Raw genomic sequence first — 17515 nt, forward strand, 5'->3', positions numbered from 1 at the left:
GCCCGGCGCCGCCACCACCTTCAAGGTGGTGGCCACCGCCTATGCCGGCCGGCCCGCCGCCGTGCCGGCCGGTCCCGGCGAATGCGTGCGCATCATGACGGGCGCTGTCATGCCGGCCGGCCTGGACACCGTGCTGCCGCAGGAACTGGCCGCCGCCGCCGGCGACGGCAGCGTCACCGTGGCGGCCGGCAGCATCGCGCCCGGCGCCAACCGCCGCTTCCGGGGCGAGGACCTGGCGGCGGGCGCGCCCGCGCTGCGCAAGGGCAAGCGGATCAGCCCGGCCGACCTGGGCCTGATCGCCTCGCTGGGCATTGCCGAAGTGGCGGTGCAGAGCCGCCTGCGGGTGGCGTACTTCTCCACCGGCGACGAACTGCGCTCGGTCGGCGAGCCGCTCGACGCCGGCAGCATCTACGATAGCAACCGCTACACCCTGTTCGGCATGCTGCGGCGGCTCGGCTGCGAAGCCATCGACATGGGCAGCGTGAAGGACGACCCGGACACACTGCGCGCCACCTTGCGCATGGCGTGCGAGCGGGCCGACGTGGTGCTGACCACCGGCGGCGTGTCGGCCGGCGCGGCCGACTACATCCGCCAGATCATGGCCGAACTGGGCGACGTGGCGTTCTGGAAAATGGAAATGCGGCCCGGCCGGCCCATGGCTTTCGGCCGCATCGCCTCCAACGGCCGCAGCGCGCTGCTGTTCGGCCTGCCCGGCAATCCGGTGGCGGCCATGGTGGCGTTCTACTTCTTCGCGCGCGGCGCGCTGCTGCAGCTGATGGGGGCCGATGCGGCGCGCCAGGCGCTGCCGGTGATGCGCGCGCGCAGCGCGGCCGCCATCCGCAAAAAGCCGGGGCGCACCGAATACCAGCGCGGCATCCTGAGCGTGAACGGCAACGGCGAACAGGAAGTACGCATCACCGGCGCGCAGGGCTCGGGCATCCTGCGCTCCATGTCGGAAGCCAATTGCATGGTGGTGCTGGCGGCCAGCCAGGGCGATGCCGCCCCGGGCGACCTGGTGGACGTGGTGCTGTTCGACGGGCTGGCCTGAGCACGCCTGGCAGATGGTGCGGCCCGCGGCCGCCGGCCCGCGCTAGGCGTCCGGCAGCGCCGCATCGGTGTCCGGCCCCAGCATCAGCTGGGCCGCTTCGCTGGGCAGCGCTTCCACGGTCTTGAGCTTGCGCGCCATCTGGCGGCTGCGCACCTCCGCCGTCTCGATGTTGCGGGCGGCCTTTTCCAGGGTCAGCTTGGTGGCGGCCAGCACGTCGCCGAACTTGCCGAACTCCGTCTTCACCGCCCCCAGCACCTGCCACACTTCGGACGAGCGCTTTTCCAGCGCCAGGGTGCGAAAGCCCATCTGCAAGCTGTTCAGCAAAGCCATCAAGGTCGACGGCCCCGCGATGCTGACCCGGTTGACGCGCTGCAGCTCGTCGGCCAGCCCAGGCCTGCGCATCACTTCCGCGTACAGGCCCTCGGTGGGCAGGAACAGGATGGCGAAATCGGTGGTCTGTGGCGGCGCCAGGTACTTGTCGGCAATAGTCCTGGCCTCGCCGCGCACGGCGCGTTCCAGTTCGCGCCCGGCCGTCGCCACGCCCTCCGCGTCGGCCCGCTCGGCGGCCTCCAGCAGGCGCTCGTACTGCTCTTTCGGGAACTTGGCGTCGATCGGCATCCACACCGGCGCCCCGCCCGCCACCTGGCCCGGCAGCTTGAGCGCGAATTCCACGCGCGCATTGCTGCCCGCCACCGTCTCCACATTCTTCGCGTACTGGTCCGGCGTGAGCACCTGCTCCAGCAGCATTTCCAGCTGCACCTCACCCCAGGTGCCGCGCGTTTTCACGTTGGTGAGCACGCGCTTCAGGTCGCCCACGCCCTGCGCCAGCAGCTGCATCTCGCCCAGCCCCTGGTGCACCCGCTCCAGCCGTTCCGACACTTGCTGGAACGACGCGCTCAGGCGCGCCTCGAGCGTGGCGTGCAGCTTCTCGTCGACCGTCTTGCGCATTTCCTCCAGGCGGGCACCGTTATCGGTCTGCAATTCGCGCATCTTCACTTCCAGCGTGGCGCGCACCTCCAGCAGGCGCCGCGCGTTCGATTCGGTCAGCACCTCGATCTGGCGCCGCATCCCATCCAGCTGCTGCACCGTGGCTGCATGCGATTGCGACAGCGTCTGCCCCATTTCCTGGCGCGACGCCTGCGCCGTGGCCTGCAGCTGCATGCGCACTTCGCGTTCCACCCGTTCGATGTGGGAAGCCAGTTCGGCGTGGCCGCCGCCCTGGCCACGGCTACGCAGCAGCAACAGGATTTGCAGCACCAGCAGGACGGCGCCCAGCGCCAGCAGGACCAGGAATTCGATATGCGTCATAAGCTCAAGTGAATGCGGACTCAGTGCGGATGGTTACGCATCCAGTCCGCCGTTTGGTAGAAGGACTCCATCAGCCGCACGCGCAGCGGCTCGGCGATGCCGACATCCTCCATGGCCCAGGCCATGGCGCGCAGCCACTGGTCGCGCTCGCTGGTGCCGATGGGAAACGGCAAATGGCGCGCGCGCAGGCGCGGGTGGCCGAAGCGCTCGACAAAGGCGTCCGGCCCGCCCATCCAGCCGGACAGGAACCAGAACAGCTTGTCGCGCGAGCCGTCGGTGCTGGGCGGATGCAGGGCGCGGATGCCGGCGAATTCCGGTTCCAGTTCCATCAAATCGTAAAAGCGGTCCACCATTTCGCGCAGCTTGGCTTCACCGCCGATGGTTTCATAAAGGGAGTGTGGCTCATTCATAGACTCCATCATAGCTTACACAGCCAAAGCTTGATATTCGTCAAATGTTAAAGCACTATTTCAGGCGAAACTTCATCTTTGATCAAGAGTTCCAATGCAATGAAACTGCCCATTTACGCCCACCCCACGGTCACCGTCCTGGTGGACGACCACAGTTCATTTCTGCAGAACCTGCCTGTGCCGCCCCACGCGCGCAAGATTTTTCACCGCTCCGACGAGGCCCTGGCATGGATGATGGAGAGTCCGCGGCATGCGCGCGCGCCGCTGCGCGTCAACCATGACTTGCCGGCCTGCAGCGTAACGGTGGACGTGGAAGGCATCTTCCGCATCTGCAGCCAGCGCGAGCGTTTTTCGGTGCCGTCGGTGCTGGTGGTGGATTTCTACATGCCGCGCCTGAACGGCCTGGACTTCTGCCGCGCGCTGCAATACCTGCCTTGCAAGAAGATTCTGCTGGCCGGGCCGGCAGAGGAACGGCTGGCCATGGAAGCCATGAACGACGGCCTGATCGACCGTTATGTGCGCAAGCAGGACGACGACGCGCCGCAGCAGCTGGAACGCCAGATCGCGCAGATGCAGCAGGCCTGGTTCCTCGACCAGGAAAGGGTGGCGCATGACTTGCTGGCCATGCACGAATACAGCTTCCTGCAATGCCGCCGCGTGGCCGAAGTGGTGCGGCAGCTGTACCTGCGGCACGGCTTCGTGGAGCACTACGTGTTCCCGCAGCCGAACGGCATCCTGCTGATCGACACCGCCGGCGACGCGCAGCTGATGGTGGTGGAGACCGAGGCCGGCATGCAGGCGCAGTTCGAAATCGCGCGCGACAGCGGCGCGCCACTGTCGCTGCTGCAGGCGCTCGAGCAGCGCCACGTGCTGCCCTTTTTCAATCACATGGGCCACGACGGCATGTACGACAAGGCTGTCGGCGGCAACTGGCAGCGCTACTGCCAGGAGCCGCAGGTGTGCCATGGCGAAGAGACCTACTACTGGGCGCTGTTCGGGGTGCCGCCCAGCTACCTGCGCGAGCAGCCCTACACGCACGCGCAGTACGTGCGGGAAGCCGCCTGAGGGCGGCTTAGGCTTCCCGCAGGGTCTGCAGCGGCGGGCGGCTCAGCACGCCGCGCAGGCCCAGCCAGCCGCCCGCGATGGCGCACAGCGCGCCCACCGCCAGCCCGGCCAGCCACACGCCCGGATTGAAGGCCCACTCGAACTTGAACTGATAGGTCGCCAGGCCCCAGCCCATGGCCGCCGCGCCGCTGGCCGCCAGCAGGCCGGCCAGCGCGCCCACCAGGGTGAACTCGATCAGCTGCGCCTGGGACAGCTGCTTGCGGGTCGCGCCCAGCGCCCGCAGCAGGCCGGCCTCGCGGGTACGCTCGTCCTGCGACCCCATCAGCGCCGCGTACAGCACCAGCACGCCGGACAGCAGCGTGAACGCGAACAGGAACTCCACCGCCATGATCACCTGGTCCAGCACCGACTGCACCTGGCGCAGCACGCTGCCCACGTCGACGATGGTCAGGTTGGGATAGTCGCGCGTCAGGGCGTTGCCCAGCGCCGCCTGCGCTTTCGGCAGGTGGAAGGCGGTGATCCAGCTTTGCGGCGCGTCGGCCATCGCTTGCGGGTTGATGATGACGAAGAAATTCACCCGCATCGAGCCCCATTCCAGCTTGCGCAGGCTGGTGATTTTCGCCTCCACCGGCGAGCCGGCGATATCGAAGCGCATGGTGTCGCCCAGCTTCAGGCGCAAGGTCTTGGCGATGCCCTCCTCCACCGACGCTTCCGCCATGCCTGCCGGCACGGCCCTGTCGCCGAACCACTTGCCGGCCGCGATGCGGTTGCCCTCCTGCATGGTGTCCATGGTCGACAGATTGAACTCGCGGTCGGCCAGGCCCCGCGCGCGGTCCTCCGTGTAGGTGGCGGCGGTGATGGCCTGGCCGTTCACCGCCACCAGGCGGCCCCGTATCATGGGATACAGCGGCGCGTTCACCACGCCGGCGCTGGCCAGGCGCTGCGCGATCGCCTCCTTCTGCTCGGGCTGGATATTGATGATGAAGCGGTTCGGCGCATCGGCCGGCGTGGCGTTGCGCCAGGCCGTCATCAGGTCGCCGCGCACCACGGTCAACAGCAGCAGCGCCATCAGGCCCAGCGCCAGCGACACGATCTGGATCACGGTGGCGCCGGGGCGGCGCTGCAGCGACGTGACCGCGAAGCGCCAGGCCTGGTGGCTGAACGCGCCGCGCACGGACTGCAGCGATTTCAGGCCCAGCCAGCCCACCAGCGCGAACGCGGCGAAGGCGCCCAGGAAGCCGAGCGCCGTCATCAGCGCCAGCTTGGCGTCGCCGGCCTGCCACAGCAACAGCAGCACGAAGCTGCCCAGGCCCAGGCCGTAGGTGGCCAGCGCCATCGGCTGCGGCGCGGCCGCCTCGCGGCGGATCACGCGGTTATGCGGCACGTTGCGCAGCTGGAGGATGGGCGGCAGCGCGAACCCGGCCAGCAGCAGCATGCCGGTGGCCACGCCTTGCAGCGCCGGGCCGATGGAGGCCGGCGGCAGGTCGTTGGCCACCAGCTTGCCGAGCGCCTCGAGCAGCACGAAGTGGCTGCCGAAACCGATTGCCACGCCGATCACGCTGCCGGCCAGGCCCACCAGCAGGAACTCGATCAGGTACATGGACGTGGCCTGGTTCTGGGTCAGGCCCAGGCAGCGCAGCATGGCGCAGGCGTCCAGGTGGCGCGTCATGAAGCGGCGCGCCGCCATGGCCACGGCCACTGCCGCCAGCATGGCCGACAGCAGGCCCACCAGCGACAGGAAGCGGTCGGCGCGCTCCAGCGTCGAGCGCATCTCGGGGCGGCCCGCCTCCAGCGAATCGACGCGCACGCCTTTTACGCCGCTCTTCTCGATCTGGGCGCGCAGCCAGGTTTCGTACGCCTTGACGTCGCCGCCGCGCTGCGGCGGCGCGGCCAGCAGCAGGCGGTAGGTGACGCGCGCGCCGGGCTGCACCAGGTTGGTGGCCGCCAGGTCCGGCAGCGGCAGCATCACGCGCGGCGCGAAATTCATGAAGGATGCGCCCCGGTCCGGCTCGGCCGCGATCAGGCGCGCCACCTGGAAGCGCCTGTCGCCCAGCTTGATGTCGCCGCCCACGCCCACTTGCAGCGCGGTCAGCAGGCCGGCGTCGACCCAGGCCGTGCCGGGCTGCGGCACGTCGCTGGCGGCCACGCCGACGCCGTCGTTGGCCTGTTCGGGATCGGTGCTGGTCTTGACGCGGCCGCGCAGCGGATACGCGCTGCTGACCGCCTTCAGCGACACCAGCTGCGACAGGACCGCCTCGCCCTCGCCCGCCTGCGCCATGCTGGGGAACACCACCGTATCGGCCATCGCCAGGCCGCGCCGCTGGGCCTCGGCGCGCCAGGCCGGCTCCAGCGGCTGGTCGGCCGCGACCACCATGTCCGCGCCCAGCAGCTGGTGCGCGTCGCGCTCCAGCGCCGCGCGCAGGCGGTCGATGAAAAAGCCTGACGCCGACAGCGCGGCCACGGCCACGATCAGCGCCACCAGCAAGAAGCGCAACTGCCCCGCACGCCAATCGCGCAAGGTCATACGTAAAGCCAGATTCAACATGGAACTCTCCAGATACTCCAACGAACTGAGCCGCATTCCCTGCACTTCGGGGTCAGACCCCGAAGGCGCGGAAAATGCGGCTCAGGCTGCTTCCGAACGGCAAACAAATTTGAGGCGGATTGATTGCAATCAGGCAGGAACGGCGACGCCGAAAACGCGCGCCCCGGCCATGAATTTGTGCTGCTGGCCAGTCAAGCGAGGCTGTTAGTAAAGGCGGTTCAAACATAAAGCGCTCCAGGTACTCTAGCGAACTGAGCCGCATTTCCGTGACACCGGGGTCTGACCCCGAAGTGGTGGGAAATGCGGCACAGGCTGCTTCTGCGTGGCATGCGAAGTGGGGACGGATGTGTTGTCGTCAGGCAGGGACGGCGGCGAAGAAGGCGTCGACTTCGGCGAGGAATCGTTGCTTTTGCTCGGCCGGGAGGAAGGCGGCCTGGAAGCTGTTGCGCGCCAGCCGCTGGGCGTGCGCCAGCGTCAGCGGCAGCGCTTCGAAGGTGGCGATGAAGTTGTCGTTCATGTAGCCGCCGAAGTAGGCCGGGTCGTCCGAGTTCACCGTGGCCAGCAGGCCGGCGTCGAGCAGCTGCACCAGGTTGTGGTCCTGCATCCGGTCGAATACGCGCAGCTTGGTGTTCGACAGCGGGCACACCGTCAGCGCGATCTGCTCGCGCGCCACGCGCGCCGTCAGCGCCGCGTCTTCCAGTACGCGCACGCCGTGGTCGATGCGCTCGACATGCAGCACGTCCAGCGCGGACTGGATGTAGGCCGGCGGCCCTTCTTCGCCGGCGTGCGCCACCAGGTGCAGGCCCAGCTCCTTGCAGCGGGCGAACACGCGCGCGAATTTCTCCGGCGGGTGGCCCACTTCGGACGAGTCCAGCCCGACGCCGATAATCTTGTCCAGGTAGGGCAGCGCGCCGTCCAGCGTGGCCAGCGCGTCCTCTTCCGGCAGATGGCGCAGGAAGCACATGATCAGCGTGGCGCTGACCGGGCTGTCCTGGCAGGCGCGGTGGATGCCGTTGAAGACTGTCTCCATGTCCACGCCGCGCGCAGTGTGGGTCTGCGGGTCGAAGAAAATCTCGGTGTGGCGCACATGGTCTTCTTCGGCTTTTTTCAGGTAGGCCGCCGTCATGTCGTAGAAGTCCTGCTCCTGCAGCAGCACGCTGGCGCCGGCGTAGTAGATGTCGAGGAAGGATTGCAGGTCGGTGAAGGCGTAGGCGGCGCGCAGCGCGTCCACCGAGGCGTACGGCAGCGCCACGCCGTTGCGCGCGGCCAGCGCGAAGATCAGTTCCGGTTCGAGCGAACCTTCGATGTGGATGTGCAGTTCGGCTTTCGGCATGGCTTGCACTGCCGTGCGCAGCTGGTCGTTCATGTGGTTTCTTCCGTGAGGTTCGCGATGCGGCCATCTTAACGGCAAAGCAAAATGCGCGCACGGTTTGCATGGGTGTCGGCATGACCGCTTCAGCCGTGCTAATGTGGCACAAAAGCACCGGAAAAGCGCCGTAAAAACCACTGAAAATTTATGTTTTTACACATTTTTCCGCTTTAAAATCAATAAGTTGCACAAACTAATTAAGTAAATTACGACATACCTTTTGACTTCCTGATCCAATAGAGCAATAATAAATTTCATAGACGTAAGATGCGTTTCGACATACACACAAACATGCCGGCAAAAGTCCACCGCACGGCCACAAAGTTCAGCTCCGAGGTACGGGCAATCCGTACCAGCGCAGGCAGCTGGCAAGCACAACTAAGAACACAAACAAAAATAATGCAGGGAGTGAGCATCGATTAAGGCAAGGGCCAGCAGCCGTCTTGACTGCCGACCAGGTGACTAGCAGGTTTACATCAAAGGACATTCAAATGACCATTTTTGACAACTACGCAGCACGGTACGAGCGCACCAAGGAAGAGGAAATGTCGATGACAGAGTACCTCGCGCTATGCAAGAAGGACAGGCTGACCTACGCCACCGCGCCGGAGCGCATGCTGGCCGCGATCGGCGAGCCGACCCTGGTCGACACGCGCAACGACACGCGGCTGTCGCGCATCTTCGCCAACAAGGTCATCAAGATTTACCCCGCCTTCCGCGAGTTCTACGGCACCGAGGAAGTGATCGAGCAAGTGGTGTCCTTCTTCCGCCACGCCGCGCAAGGCCTGGAGGAGCGCAAGCAGATCCTGTACCTGCTGGGGCCGGTGGGCGGCGGCAAGTCGTCGATCGCCGAGAAGCTCAAGTCGCTGATGGAACAGGTGCCCTTCTACTGCCTGAAAGGCTCGCCCGTCAACGAGTCGCCGCTGGGCCTGTTCAACGAGGCCGAGGACGGCACCATCCTGGAAGAGGACTACGGCATCCCGCGCCGCTACCTGCGCAACATCCCCAGCCCGTGGGCGGTCAAGCGCCTGCACGAGTTCAACGGCGACATCAACCAGTTCCGCGTGGTCAAGCGCTACCCGTCCATCCTGAAGCAGATCGCGATTTCGAAAACCGAGCCGGGCGACGAGAACAACCAGGACATTTCCTCGCTGGTGGGCAAGGTCGACATCCGCAAGCTGGAGGACTACGCGCAGGACGACCCGGACGCCTACAGCTATTCCGGCGGCCTGTGCCTGGCCAACCAGGGCCTGATGGAATTCGTCGAGATGTTCAAGGCGCCCATCAAGGTGCTGCACCCGCTGCTGACCGCCACCCAGGAGGGCAACTACAAGGGCACCGAGGGCTTCGGCGCCATCCCCTTCGACGGCATCATCCTGGCGCACTCCAACGAGTCCGAATGGAAGGCCTTCAAGAACAACCGCAACAACGAGGCATTCCTCGACCGTATCTATATAGTGAAGGTGCCGTACTGCCTGCGCGTGACCGACGAGATCAAGATCTACGACAAGCTGCTGGTCAATTCCTCGCTGGAGAAGGCGCCGTGCGCGCCGGGCACCTTGAAGATGATGGCGCAGTTCGCCATCCTGTCGCGCCTGAAGGACCCCGAGAACTCGTCCATCTTCAGCAAGATGCTGGTGTACGACGGCGAGAACCTGAAGGACACCGACCCGAAAGCGAAGTCCATCCACGAGTACGTGGACTACGCCGGGGTGGACGAGGGCATGAGCGGGCTGTCGACGCGCTTTGCCTTCAAGATCCTGTCCAAGGTGTTCAACTTCGACACCACCGAAGTGGCCGCCAACCCGGTGCACCTGCTCTACGTGCTGGAGCAGCAGGTCGAGCGCGAGCAGTTCCCGCCGGAAACCGAACAGAAATACTTCTCCTATATCAAGGAGCACCTGGCGCAGCGCTACGTGGAGTTCATCGGCAAGGAGATCCAGACCGCCTACCTGGAGAGCTATTCCGAGTACGGCCAGAACATCTTCGACCGCTACGTGACGTTTGCCGACTTCTGGATCCAGGACCAGGAATACCGCGATCCGGACACCGGCGAGAGCTTCGACCGCGAGTCGCTGAACAACGAGCTGGAGAAGATCGAGAAGCCGGCCGGGATTTCGAACCCGAAAGACTTCCGCAACGAGATCGTCAACTTCGGCTTGCGCGCGCGCGCCAACAACGGCGGCAAGAATCCGGCCTGGACCAGCTACGAGAAGTTCCGCACCGTGATCGAGAAGAAGATGTTCTCGAATACCGAGGAGCTGCTGCCGGTGATCTCCTTCAACGCCAAGGCCAGCGCCGAGGACGCCAACAAGCACGCCGACTTCGTGGCGCGCATGGTGGAAAAAGGCTACACCGCAAAACAGGTGCGCTTGCTGTGCGAGTGGTATCTGCGCGTGAGGAAGTCATCCTAAGCCGGCGGTGAGATAATATGGAACAGGGGCGGCCCGGCAGGCCGGCAGCCGTCCCGTTCCCGCGCCGGTATCCATGTAGCAGCAGGAGGCACTTTGACTTACCTCATTGATCGTCGTTTGCAGGGCAAGAACAAGTCCGCGGTCAACCGCGAACGCTTCTTGCGGCGTTACAAGGGCCAGATCAAGGACGCGGTGGGACGGGCCATCAAGGGCCGCTCGATCACCGACGTCGAGAATGGCGAAAAGGTTTCCATTCCCGTCAAGGATGTGAACGAACCGTCGTTCGGCCATGCCCATGGCGGCGTGTGGGAAGTGATCAACCCGGGCAACCAGGAGTACCAGAAGGGCGACCAGATCGCGCGGCCGAAAGGCGGCGGCGGCTCGGGGCGCGGCAAGGCCGGCAATAGCGACCAGACCAGCGAAGACGATTTCATCTTCGAACTGTCGCGCGAAGAATTCATGAACTACTTCTTCGAGGACCTGGAACTGCCCAACCTGGTCAAGACGCAGCTCACCGCCACCACCGAGTTCAAGAACCAGCGCGCCGGCTACACCGTGTCCGGCACACCGTCCAACATCCACGTGCTGCGCTCGCTGCGTGGCGCGCTGGGCCGGCGCATCGCCGTAGGCGGCAGTTCACGCAAGCGGCTGCTGGAGGCCGAGCGCGAACTGCAGGCCCTGCTCGAGGCGGGCGCGCCGATGGAAGACCCCTACGTGGTCGAACTGCGCAAGCTGATCCACCACCTGCACACGCGGCTGCTGGCCATCCCCTATATCGACCCGTTCGACTTGCGCTACAGCAACCGGGTGAAAGTGCCCAAGCCGATGACGCAGGCCGTGATGTTTTGCATCATGGACGTGTCCGGCTCCATGGACGAGAGCCGCAAAGACACCGCCAAGCGCTTCTTCATCCTGCTGTATTTGTTCCTCAAGCGCGTGTACGACAAGATCGAAGTGGTCTTCATCCGCCACCACACGGCCGCGGCCGAGGTGAGCGAGGATGAATTCTTCCACTCGCGCGAGTCGGGCGGCACGGTGGTGTCGTCGGCGCTGCACCTGCTCAACAAGATCATCGACGAGCGCTTCGGCGCCGGCCAGTGGAACAGCTACGTGGCCCAGGCCTCGGACGGCGACAACTGGGACAACGATTCGCTGCTGTGCAAGCAGCTGCTGGTCAACACCATCATGCCCAAGGTGCAGTACTACACCTACGTCGAGATCACGGACGGGCCGCCGCAGAACCTGTGGGAGCAGTACGCCCAGGTGCCCGACCTGCACGCCCACTTCGCCATGCAGAAAATCGTCACGCCGGCCGACATCTACCCGGTGTTCCGCGAACTGTTCAAGAAGCAGCCGAAATAGACCCTTCTATATAAGCAGGCGAGATATGAACCAGATGACCAAACGCCAACCGCATCCGCGCGCGCTGCCCGAGCAGTCCGAGTGGACCTTTGAACTGATCGAGCAGGCGCACGAGGAAATCCGCCGCGTGGCCCACAACTTCGGCCTGGACACTTACCCCAACCAGCTGGAAATCATCACCGCCGAACAGATGATGGACGCCTACACCTCGGTGGGCATGCCGGTCTCCTACAACCACTGGTCGTTCGGCAAGCATTTCCTGTCCACCGAAAAGGGCTACAAGCGCGGCCAGATGGGACTGGCCTACGAGATCGTCATCAACTCCAATCCCTGCATCGCCTATTTAATGGAGGAGAACAGCCTGACCATGCAGGCGCTGGTGATCGCGCATGCTGCTTACGGGCATAATTCATTCTTCAAGGGCAACTACCTGTTCCGCACCTGGACCGACGCCGAAGCCATCGTCGACTATATGGTGTTTGCCAAGAACTACATCGCCGAGTGCGAGCAGCGCCACGGCATCGACGCGGTCGAGCTGCTGCTCGACTCCTGCCATGCGATCCAGAACTACGGCGTGGACCGCTACAAGCGCCCGGCCAAGCTGTCGCTGTTCCAGGAGCAGCAGAAGCAAAAGGAGCGCGAAGCCTACCTGCAGTCGCAGATCAACGAGCTGTGGCGCACCCTGCCGCGCCGCGACGAAGAGGAGATCGACAAGCCGGCGCCGCGCTTCCCGCCCGAGCCGGAGGAGAACCTGCTGTACTTCATCGAAAAGTACGCGCCGCTGCTGGAACCGTGGCAGCGCGAGATGGTGCGCATCGTGCGCAAGATCAGCCAGTACTTCTACCCGCAGCGCCAGACCCAGGTGATGAACGAGGGCTGGGCCACGTTCTGGCACTACACCATCCTGAACCAGTTGTACGACGAGGGCGTGGTGGCCGAGGGCTTCATGATGGAATTCCTCAAGAGCCATACCAACGTGGTGTTCCAGCCGCCGGTGCACAGCCCCTATTACAGCGGCATCAACCCGTATGCGCTCGGTTTCGCCATGATGACCGACATCCGCCGCATCTGCGAGCACCCCACCGCCGAGGACCGCGAATGGTTCCCCGACATAGCCGGCAGCGACTGGCGCAAGACGCTGGACTTCGCCATGCGCAACTTCAAGGACGAAAGCTTCATCGCCCAGTACCTGTCGCCGCGCCTGATACGCGAGTTCCACTTCTTCGCCGTGCTGGACGACGACAAGAACGAAAAGCTCAACGTGTCGGCCATCCACGACGAGCTGGGCTACCGCTACGTGCGCCAGCAGCTGGCCGAGCAGTACAACCTGGGCAACCGCGAGCCCAACATCCAGGTCTGGTCGGTCAACACCCGCGACGACCGCGCGCTGACCTTGCGCCACACCCAGTTCAACCGGCGCCCGCTGAACCAGCAGGCCAACGAGGTGCTCAAGCACGTGGCCCGGCTGTGGGGCTTCGATGTCCACCTGGAAACAGTGGACCCGCATGGCAATGTTATTAACACGCTGGAAGTCAAGCGCGAGAAGCGCAACCGCGGCGGTTGAAGTCCACCGGGGCGCCGCGCCCCGCCTCCCCCCTGCGCCGCGCCTTCCAGGCGCGCGCCGCATATAGATAGAACAATTTTTAAGACCACCTTAACGAGCGCCCGTCAGCAAAATTCTTCTATACTATTCATATTGCAAGTGTACTTGAGTTGCAAGCAAGCAACGGTGGGGACCAACTTTTGCACGGCTGGCCTGACCAATTCCGTAATTTAATTCCGTTTTTTGGCGGAATAATAAACATCGTGAAGGGGCGAAAAAATACTCCCCAAAAACGTGCCGGGAAGTCTTGCTTTTTGTGCCAGAACGGTGCAGCGGCGGGCCGGAAAACGCAGCTAAGCACATGAAATTTAACCGGTTTTAGGAAGCAAAATTCTATGTAAATTGAGGAATTCGTATGTATAATTCGCCGACGTCCCGGATGCGGCTGGAGCTTTTTGTCGCCATAACGGGGTTCGAGGTAGTACAAAAGAGTTGGTATTGGAGAAAGCAGGCATGAATTTCACGCATAACGAGAAGGACGCCAAGAAGAATCTAACTGGCATAACCATCGTGGTCTTGTTGCACATCCTGGTGGCTTACGGGATCGTGTCGGGACTGGGTAAACGCTTGGTCGCCAAAATGGTCGAACCCGTAGAAACCAAGATCATCGAGGAAGTGGCACCACCTCCTCCAAAAGAACTGCCGCCACCGCCACCACCACCAGAGATGAAGGCTCCACCACCGCCCTTCATTCCTCCGGTTGAGGTGAACGTGCAGCAGCCGCCGCCGCAGCAAAACGTGATCGCTAACGCGACCAACGTGAAACCTGCGACGAACGAACTGCAGAAAGCGCCGCCAGCTGCTCCGCCAGCACCGCCAGCGCCGCCTGCAAAATCGGTACACGTGCCTGCAGTTGCCGACTTCAACACTTGCGCAAAACCAGAGTGGCCTAAATCCTCCCTGCGCAATGAAGAAACCGGTACGGTCACGTTATCGTTCCTGATTGGTGTAGACGGCCATGTCGTCGAATCCAAATTAGTGAAATCCAGTGGCTTCAGGGATTTGGACAAAGCCGCAATCGCGGGTATTTCCAAGTGCCGTTTCAAGCCTGGCATGACCGACGGCAAGCCGGAGCAAGCGTGGATGCAAATGCAATACGTCTGGACGCTGGAATAAAAACCGGGGCAGCAGTTACGTCCCACTTAGTACTTCGTTGACATTTCAGCGAACTGATTATTTTATCAATTTGGAGGAAGCATGTTTAAGAATACCCGTTTGTCCGCTGTACTGGCCGCTGTGCTGTTCTCGGTGACCGCAGCATCCGCTCTGGTCAGCGCCCCAGCCATGGCCGACGCGCCTGCCTCGGCAGCCGCTTCGGCACCTGCAGCGGCTCCAGCGGATGCAGCGGCAGCTCCAGCAGCTCCAGCAGCAGACGCAGCAGCTCCAGCAGCACCGGCCGCAGCAGCACCAGCAGGCCACGAAGAAGTTGAAAACCCATTCGGCTTCGAAGCCGTCTGGAACGGTGGTTTCGTTTCCCGTGGCACCCTGATCATCCTGACCATCATGTCGATGGGTTCGTGGTACATCATCGTGACCAAACTGATCGACCAGATGAAGATCTTCAAGCAGTCGAAAGAATCGGCCGCCAAGTTCTGGAAAGCATCGTCGATCGCTGCCGGCGCCGCCACCCTGACCGAAGGCTCGCCATTCCGCTTCATCGCTGAAACCGGCACCAAGGCCACCGCGCACCACGACGGCGCCCTGCTGGAACAAATCGACCTGTCGACCTGGGTAACCATGTCCATCCAGCGCGCTGTTGACAAAGTTCAATCGCGTCTGCAAGACGGCCTGTCGTTCCTGGCAACCGTGGGCTCGACCGCACCGTTCATCGGTCTGTTCGGTACCGTTTGGGGTATTTACAATGCACTGATCAACATCGGTATGACCGGTAACGCGTCGATCGACAAAGTGGCAGGCCCAGTGGGTGAAGCACTGATCATGACCGCCTTCGGTCTGTTCGTGGCAGTTCCAGCCGTGCTGGGTTACAACTGGCTGGTGCGTCGTAACAAAACCGCAATGGAAGACGTGCGCGCCTTCTCCGCCGACGTGCACTCGGTGCTGATCTCGGGCGCCATGTCGACCGCTGACTCGGCCATCCGTGCTGGCGGCGCTAAAAAGATTGGATAATAACCATGTCGATGTCCGTAGGCTCCGATAGCGGAGAAGATCAGGTAATGTCAGAAATCAACACGACGCCCCTCGTGGACATCATGTTGGTTCTGCTGATTATCTTTCTGATTACGAGCCCGGTCGTTCTCAAACTGCAGAAAATCAAGCTGCCGGAAGAGACCAACCAGGTAATTCAGACCAAACCGGAAGACGTCAACATCGTTGTTAACAAGGATGGCGACATCTACTGGAATCAAAAGAAAATGGCGGACACGAATGAGTTGTTCGATTTTCTGAAAAAAGAGGCCGTGAAACTGCCGCAGCCGGAAGTACACGTACGGGGTGACCAAGAAACCAAGTACGAAGCCATCGGCAAGGTCATCTTCACGACCCAGCGTGCTGGTATCCAGAAGGTTGGTTTCATCACCGAACCGCCTGACAAGGGTTAAGGCTGCGGCCCAAGACCCTCGATGCCCCGGCCGGCAAGGTGGCCGGGGCAGGTCCAGTCACCTTCTACAAAGGAAATACCATGAGTATGAATGTCGGTTCGCCGGCCGCTGGCGCGGATCCCGAACCAATGATGGAAATGAACATGACGCCGCTGATCGACGTCATGCTGGTACTGATCATCATGCTGATCATCACCATTCCGAAAGCGAATCACTCGGTCAACTTGAACATGCCGGTGGGCACCCCGCCACCGCCGACCAAGGACCCCGTGGTGATCACGATTGACGTCGACTTCGACGGGACGATTCTGTGGGATAACCAGGTTGTGCCTGACCGCGCGACCCTGGAATCGAAACTGGTCGCCGTGGCAGCGCAAGCTGACCAGCCTGAGGTGCATCTGCGCCCCAACAAGCTGGTGTCGTACAAATCGGTGGCAGGCGTGATGGCTTCGGCCCAGCGTCTGGGTGTGACCAAGATTGGTCTGGTCGGCAACGAGCAGTTCCAGTAATCCGTACTATTTTCCGCGATAGGCAGGTCTTCCTGCCTATTTCGTTTTTACAGAAAGAATACTTCCTCATGACCAAGTTTCGTCTCGCTCATCTCGGCCTGGTGATGGCCGCCATCGGTTTTACCGCTGCCGCCCCGTTGACCGGTCTGACCTCGGTCGCCTACGCTGCTGACGCCGTCAGCGCCGCCGTCGGCAAACCGCTGCAGGAAGCACAGAAGCTGACGAGCTCCGGCAAGCACAAGGAAGCGCTGGCCAAACTGAAGGAAGCCGACGCAGTTGGCGGCAAAACCGAATTCGAGAAATACCAGATTGAGCGCGTGCGCGCCGCGGCCGCCGCCGCCGCCCGCGACAACGACACCGCGATCCGCGCCTTCGAGGCCGTGATCAACTCCGGCCGCCTGTCGGGCGGCGAAAGCGCCAACTTCACCAAGGGCCTGGCCGGCATGTACTACGGCGCCAAGGACTACCCGAAAGCGATCACCTGGATCCAGCGCGCGCTGAAGGACAACCCGAACGACGCCACCATGCACGACCTGCTGGTGCAGACCTACTACATCAGCGGCAAGTACGCCGAAGCGGCCAAGGAACTGCAGGCCGGCGGCAAGCAGTCCGAATCGAACCTGCAGATGCTGGCCAATATCCAGCTCAAGCAGAACGACAAGGCCGGCTACGTGGCCACCCTGGAAAAGCTGGCCGGCAGCTACCCGAAAACCAGCTACTGGGCCGACCTGCTGAACCGCGTGGCCGGCAAGCCTGGCTTCTCGAGCACGCTGAACCTGGACCTGCTGCGCCTGAAACTGGCGCTGGGCCTGCTGGCCAAGCCCAACGAGTACATGGAAATGGGCCAGCTGGCGCTGCAGGTGGCCAATCCGGCCGAAGCACTGAAGGTGATCGACCAGGGCTACAAGAAGGGCGCCCTGGGCACCGGCGCCGACGCCGGCCGCCACCAGCGCCTGAAAGACCTGGCCGTGAAGACCGAAGCGGAAGCGGTGAAGAACCGCGCCGCCGCTGAAGCCGAGTTCATCAAGAACAAGGACGCCGACGGCCTGGCCAACCTGGGCTACGCCATGGTTTCCGAAGGCAAGGGCGACGCCGGCCTGAAGCTGATCGACCAGGCCATCAAGTTCGGCACCGCGCGCCGTCCGGAAGAAATGAAGCTGCACTACGGCCAGGCGCAAGCGATTGCCGGCAAGAAAGCCGCCGCTGTCAGCACGCTGAAGTCGGTCAAGGGCACGGCGGGCGAAGCCGAACTGGCCCGCTACAACATCATGCAGATCAACCACCCGATGTAATTCCCGCTGCGGGAAGCGAAGCGCTGCCGGCT

General features: G+C 63.2%; 14 protein-coding genes. 10 read left to right on the forward strand and 4 right to left on the reverse strand.

What is annotated here, in order from left to right; translation table 11 throughout:
• A partial coding sequence (gene moeA, locus AC6H42_RS18970) for a molybdopterin molybdotransferase MoeA (protein WP_497548704.1) occupies window positions 1-1048 on the forward strand: 1048 nt, incomplete at its 5' end.
• Window positions 1049-1090: 42 nt separating this feature from the next.
• On the opposite strand, the gene AC6H42_RS18975 is transcribed toward moeA, so the two are convergent.
• Entirely contained in the window at window positions 1091-2356 is a 1266-nt protein-coding gene (locus tag AC6H42_RS18975; RefSeq protein ID WP_497548705.1) for a DNA recombination protein RmuC, read from the reverse strand.
• A gap of 20 nt (window positions 2357-2376) precedes the next feature.
• On the reverse strand, window positions 2377-2775 hold the full coding sequence (locus AC6H42_RS18980) for a group II truncated hemoglobin (RefSeq protein ID WP_057157736.1): 399 nt from the start codon (window positions 2773-2775) through the stop codon (window positions 2377-2379).
• A gap of 90 nt (window positions 2776-2865) precedes the next feature.
• Here AC6H42_RS18980 and AC6H42_RS18985 point away from each other — a divergent pair, with 90 nt between their 5' ends.
• Entirely contained in the window at window positions 2866-3831 is a 966-nt protein-coding gene (locus AC6H42_RS18985; protein ID WP_057157504.1) for a response regulator, read from the forward strand.
• A gap of 7 nt (window positions 3832-3838) precedes the next feature.
• On the opposite strand, the gene AC6H42_RS18990 is transcribed toward AC6H42_RS18985, so the two are convergent.
• Complete coding sequence (locus tag AC6H42_RS18990; protein WP_497548706.1) at window positions 3839-6376, reverse strand: ABC transporter permease; 2538 nt, start codon at window positions 6374-6376, stop codon at window positions 3839-3841.
• Window positions 6377-6731: 355 nt separating this feature from the next.
• The gene (locus tag AC6H42_RS18995) at window positions 6732-7742 is read right to left on the reverse strand and encodes an adenosine deaminase (RefSeq protein WP_057157502.1); all 1011 of its coding nucleotides are present in this window, start codon (window positions 7740-7742) and stop codon (window positions 6732-6734) included.
• 494 nt (window positions 7743-8236) lie between these two features.
• Here AC6H42_RS18995 and AC6H42_RS19000 point away from each other — a divergent pair, with 494 nt between their 5' ends.
• From AC6H42_RS19000 to AC6H42_RS19035, 8 genes are all read left to right on the forward strand, one after another.
• On the forward strand, window positions 8237-10159 hold the full coding sequence (locus AC6H42_RS19000) for a PrkA family serine protein kinase (RefSeq protein WP_025595594.1): 1923 nt from the start codon (window positions 8237-8239) through the stop codon (window positions 10157-10159).
• Between the two features lie 93 nt (window positions 10160-10252).
• On the forward strand, window positions 10253-11521 hold the full coding sequence (locus tag AC6H42_RS19005) for a YeaH/YhbH family protein (protein ID WP_497548707.1): 1269 nt from the start codon (window positions 10253-10255) through the stop codon (window positions 11519-11521).
• Window positions 11522-11546: 25 nt separating this feature from the next.
• Window positions 11547-13085: a SpoVR family protein gene (locus AC6H42_RS19010; protein WP_057157500.1), complete on the forward strand. Its 1539-nt coding sequence runs from the start codon at window positions 11547-11549 to the stop codon at window positions 13083-13085.
• Between the two features lie 492 nt (window positions 13086-13577).
• Window positions 13578-14240: an energy transducer TonB gene (locus tag AC6H42_RS19015; protein ID WP_057157499.1), complete on the forward strand. Its 663-nt coding sequence runs from the start codon at window positions 13578-13580 to the stop codon at window positions 14238-14240.
• An 81-nt stretch (window positions 14241-14321) separates the two neighbouring features.
• The gene (locus tag AC6H42_RS19020; RefSeq protein WP_082552103.1) at window positions 14322-15251 is read left to right on the forward strand and encodes a MotA/TolQ/ExbB proton channel family protein; all 930 of its coding nucleotides are present in this window, start codon (window positions 14322-14324) and stop codon (window positions 15249-15251) included.
• Window positions 15252-15256: 5 nt separating this feature from the next.
• Window positions 15257-15682 (forward strand): ExbD/TolR family protein, encoded by a 426-nt coding sequence (locus AC6H42_RS19025; RefSeq protein WP_025595585.1) that lies wholly within the window; start codon window positions 15257-15259, stop codon window positions 15680-15682.
• Window positions 15683-15762: 80 nt separating this feature from the next.
• Window positions 15763-16191: an ExbD/TolR family protein gene (locus AC6H42_RS19030; protein ID WP_200954073.1), complete on the forward strand. Its 429-nt coding sequence runs from the start codon at window positions 15763-15765 to the stop codon at window positions 16189-16191.
• A gap of 68 nt (window positions 16192-16259) precedes the next feature.
• A complete protein-coding gene (locus AC6H42_RS19035; RefSeq protein WP_497548708.1) occupies window positions 16260-17483 on the forward strand; it encodes a tetratricopeptide repeat protein in 1224 nt (407 codons plus the stop codon).
• Window positions 17484-17515: the final 32 nt, after the last annotated feature.

The organism is Massilia sp. NBRC 108631 (assembly GCF_059704565.1).

Excerpts from the sequence above, each read along its gene's own strand:
- AC6H42_RS19000 (WP_025595594.1), top strand. The coding sequence starts at position 8,237 with ATGACCATTTTTGACAACTACGCAGCACGGTACGAGCGCACCAAGGAA.
- AC6H42_RS19010 (WP_057157500.1), top strand. The coding sequence starts at position 11,547 with ATGAACCAGATGACCAAACGCCAACCGCATCCGCGCGCGCTGCCCGAG.
- AC6H42_RS18995 (WP_057157502.1), bottom strand. The coding sequence starts at position 7,742 with ATGAACGACCAGCTGCGCACGGCAGTGCAAGCCATGCCGAAAGCCGAA.
- AC6H42_RS19015 (WP_057157499.1), top strand. The coding sequence starts at position 13,578 with ATGAATTTCACGCATAACGAGAAGGACGCCAAGAAGAATCTAACTGGC.
- AC6H42_RS19025 (WP_025595585.1), top strand. The coding sequence starts at position 15,257 with ATGTCGATGTCCGTAGGCTCCGATAGCGGAGAAGATCAGGTAATGTCA.
- AC6H42_RS19020 (WP_082552103.1), top strand. The coding sequence starts at position 14,322 with ATGTTTAAGAATACCCGTTTGTCCGCTGTACTGGCCGCTGTGCTGTTC.
- AC6H42_RS19030 (WP_200954073.1), top strand. The coding sequence starts at position 15,763 with ATGAGTATGAATGTCGGTTCGCCGGCCGCTGGCGCGGATCCCGAACCA.
- AC6H42_RS19035 (WP_497548708.1), top strand. The coding sequence starts at position 16,260 with ATGACCAAGTTTCGTCTCGCTCATCTCGGCCTGGTGATGGCCGCCATC.
- AC6H42_RS18990 (WP_497548706.1), bottom strand. The coding sequence starts at position 6,376 with ATGTTGAATCTGGCTTTACGTATGACCTTGCGCGATTGGCGTGCGGGG.
- AC6H42_RS18985 (WP_057157504.1), top strand. The coding sequence starts at position 2,866 with ATGAAACTGCCCATTTACGCCCACCCCACGGTCACCGTCCTGGTGGAC.
- AC6H42_RS18975 (WP_497548705.1), bottom strand. The coding sequence starts at position 2,356 with ATGACGCATATCGAATTCCTGGTCCTGCTGGCGCTGGGCGCCGTCCTG.
- AC6H42_RS18980 (WP_057157736.1), bottom strand. The coding sequence starts at position 2,775 with ATGGAGTCTATGAATGAGCCACACTCCCTTTATGAAACCATCGGCGGT.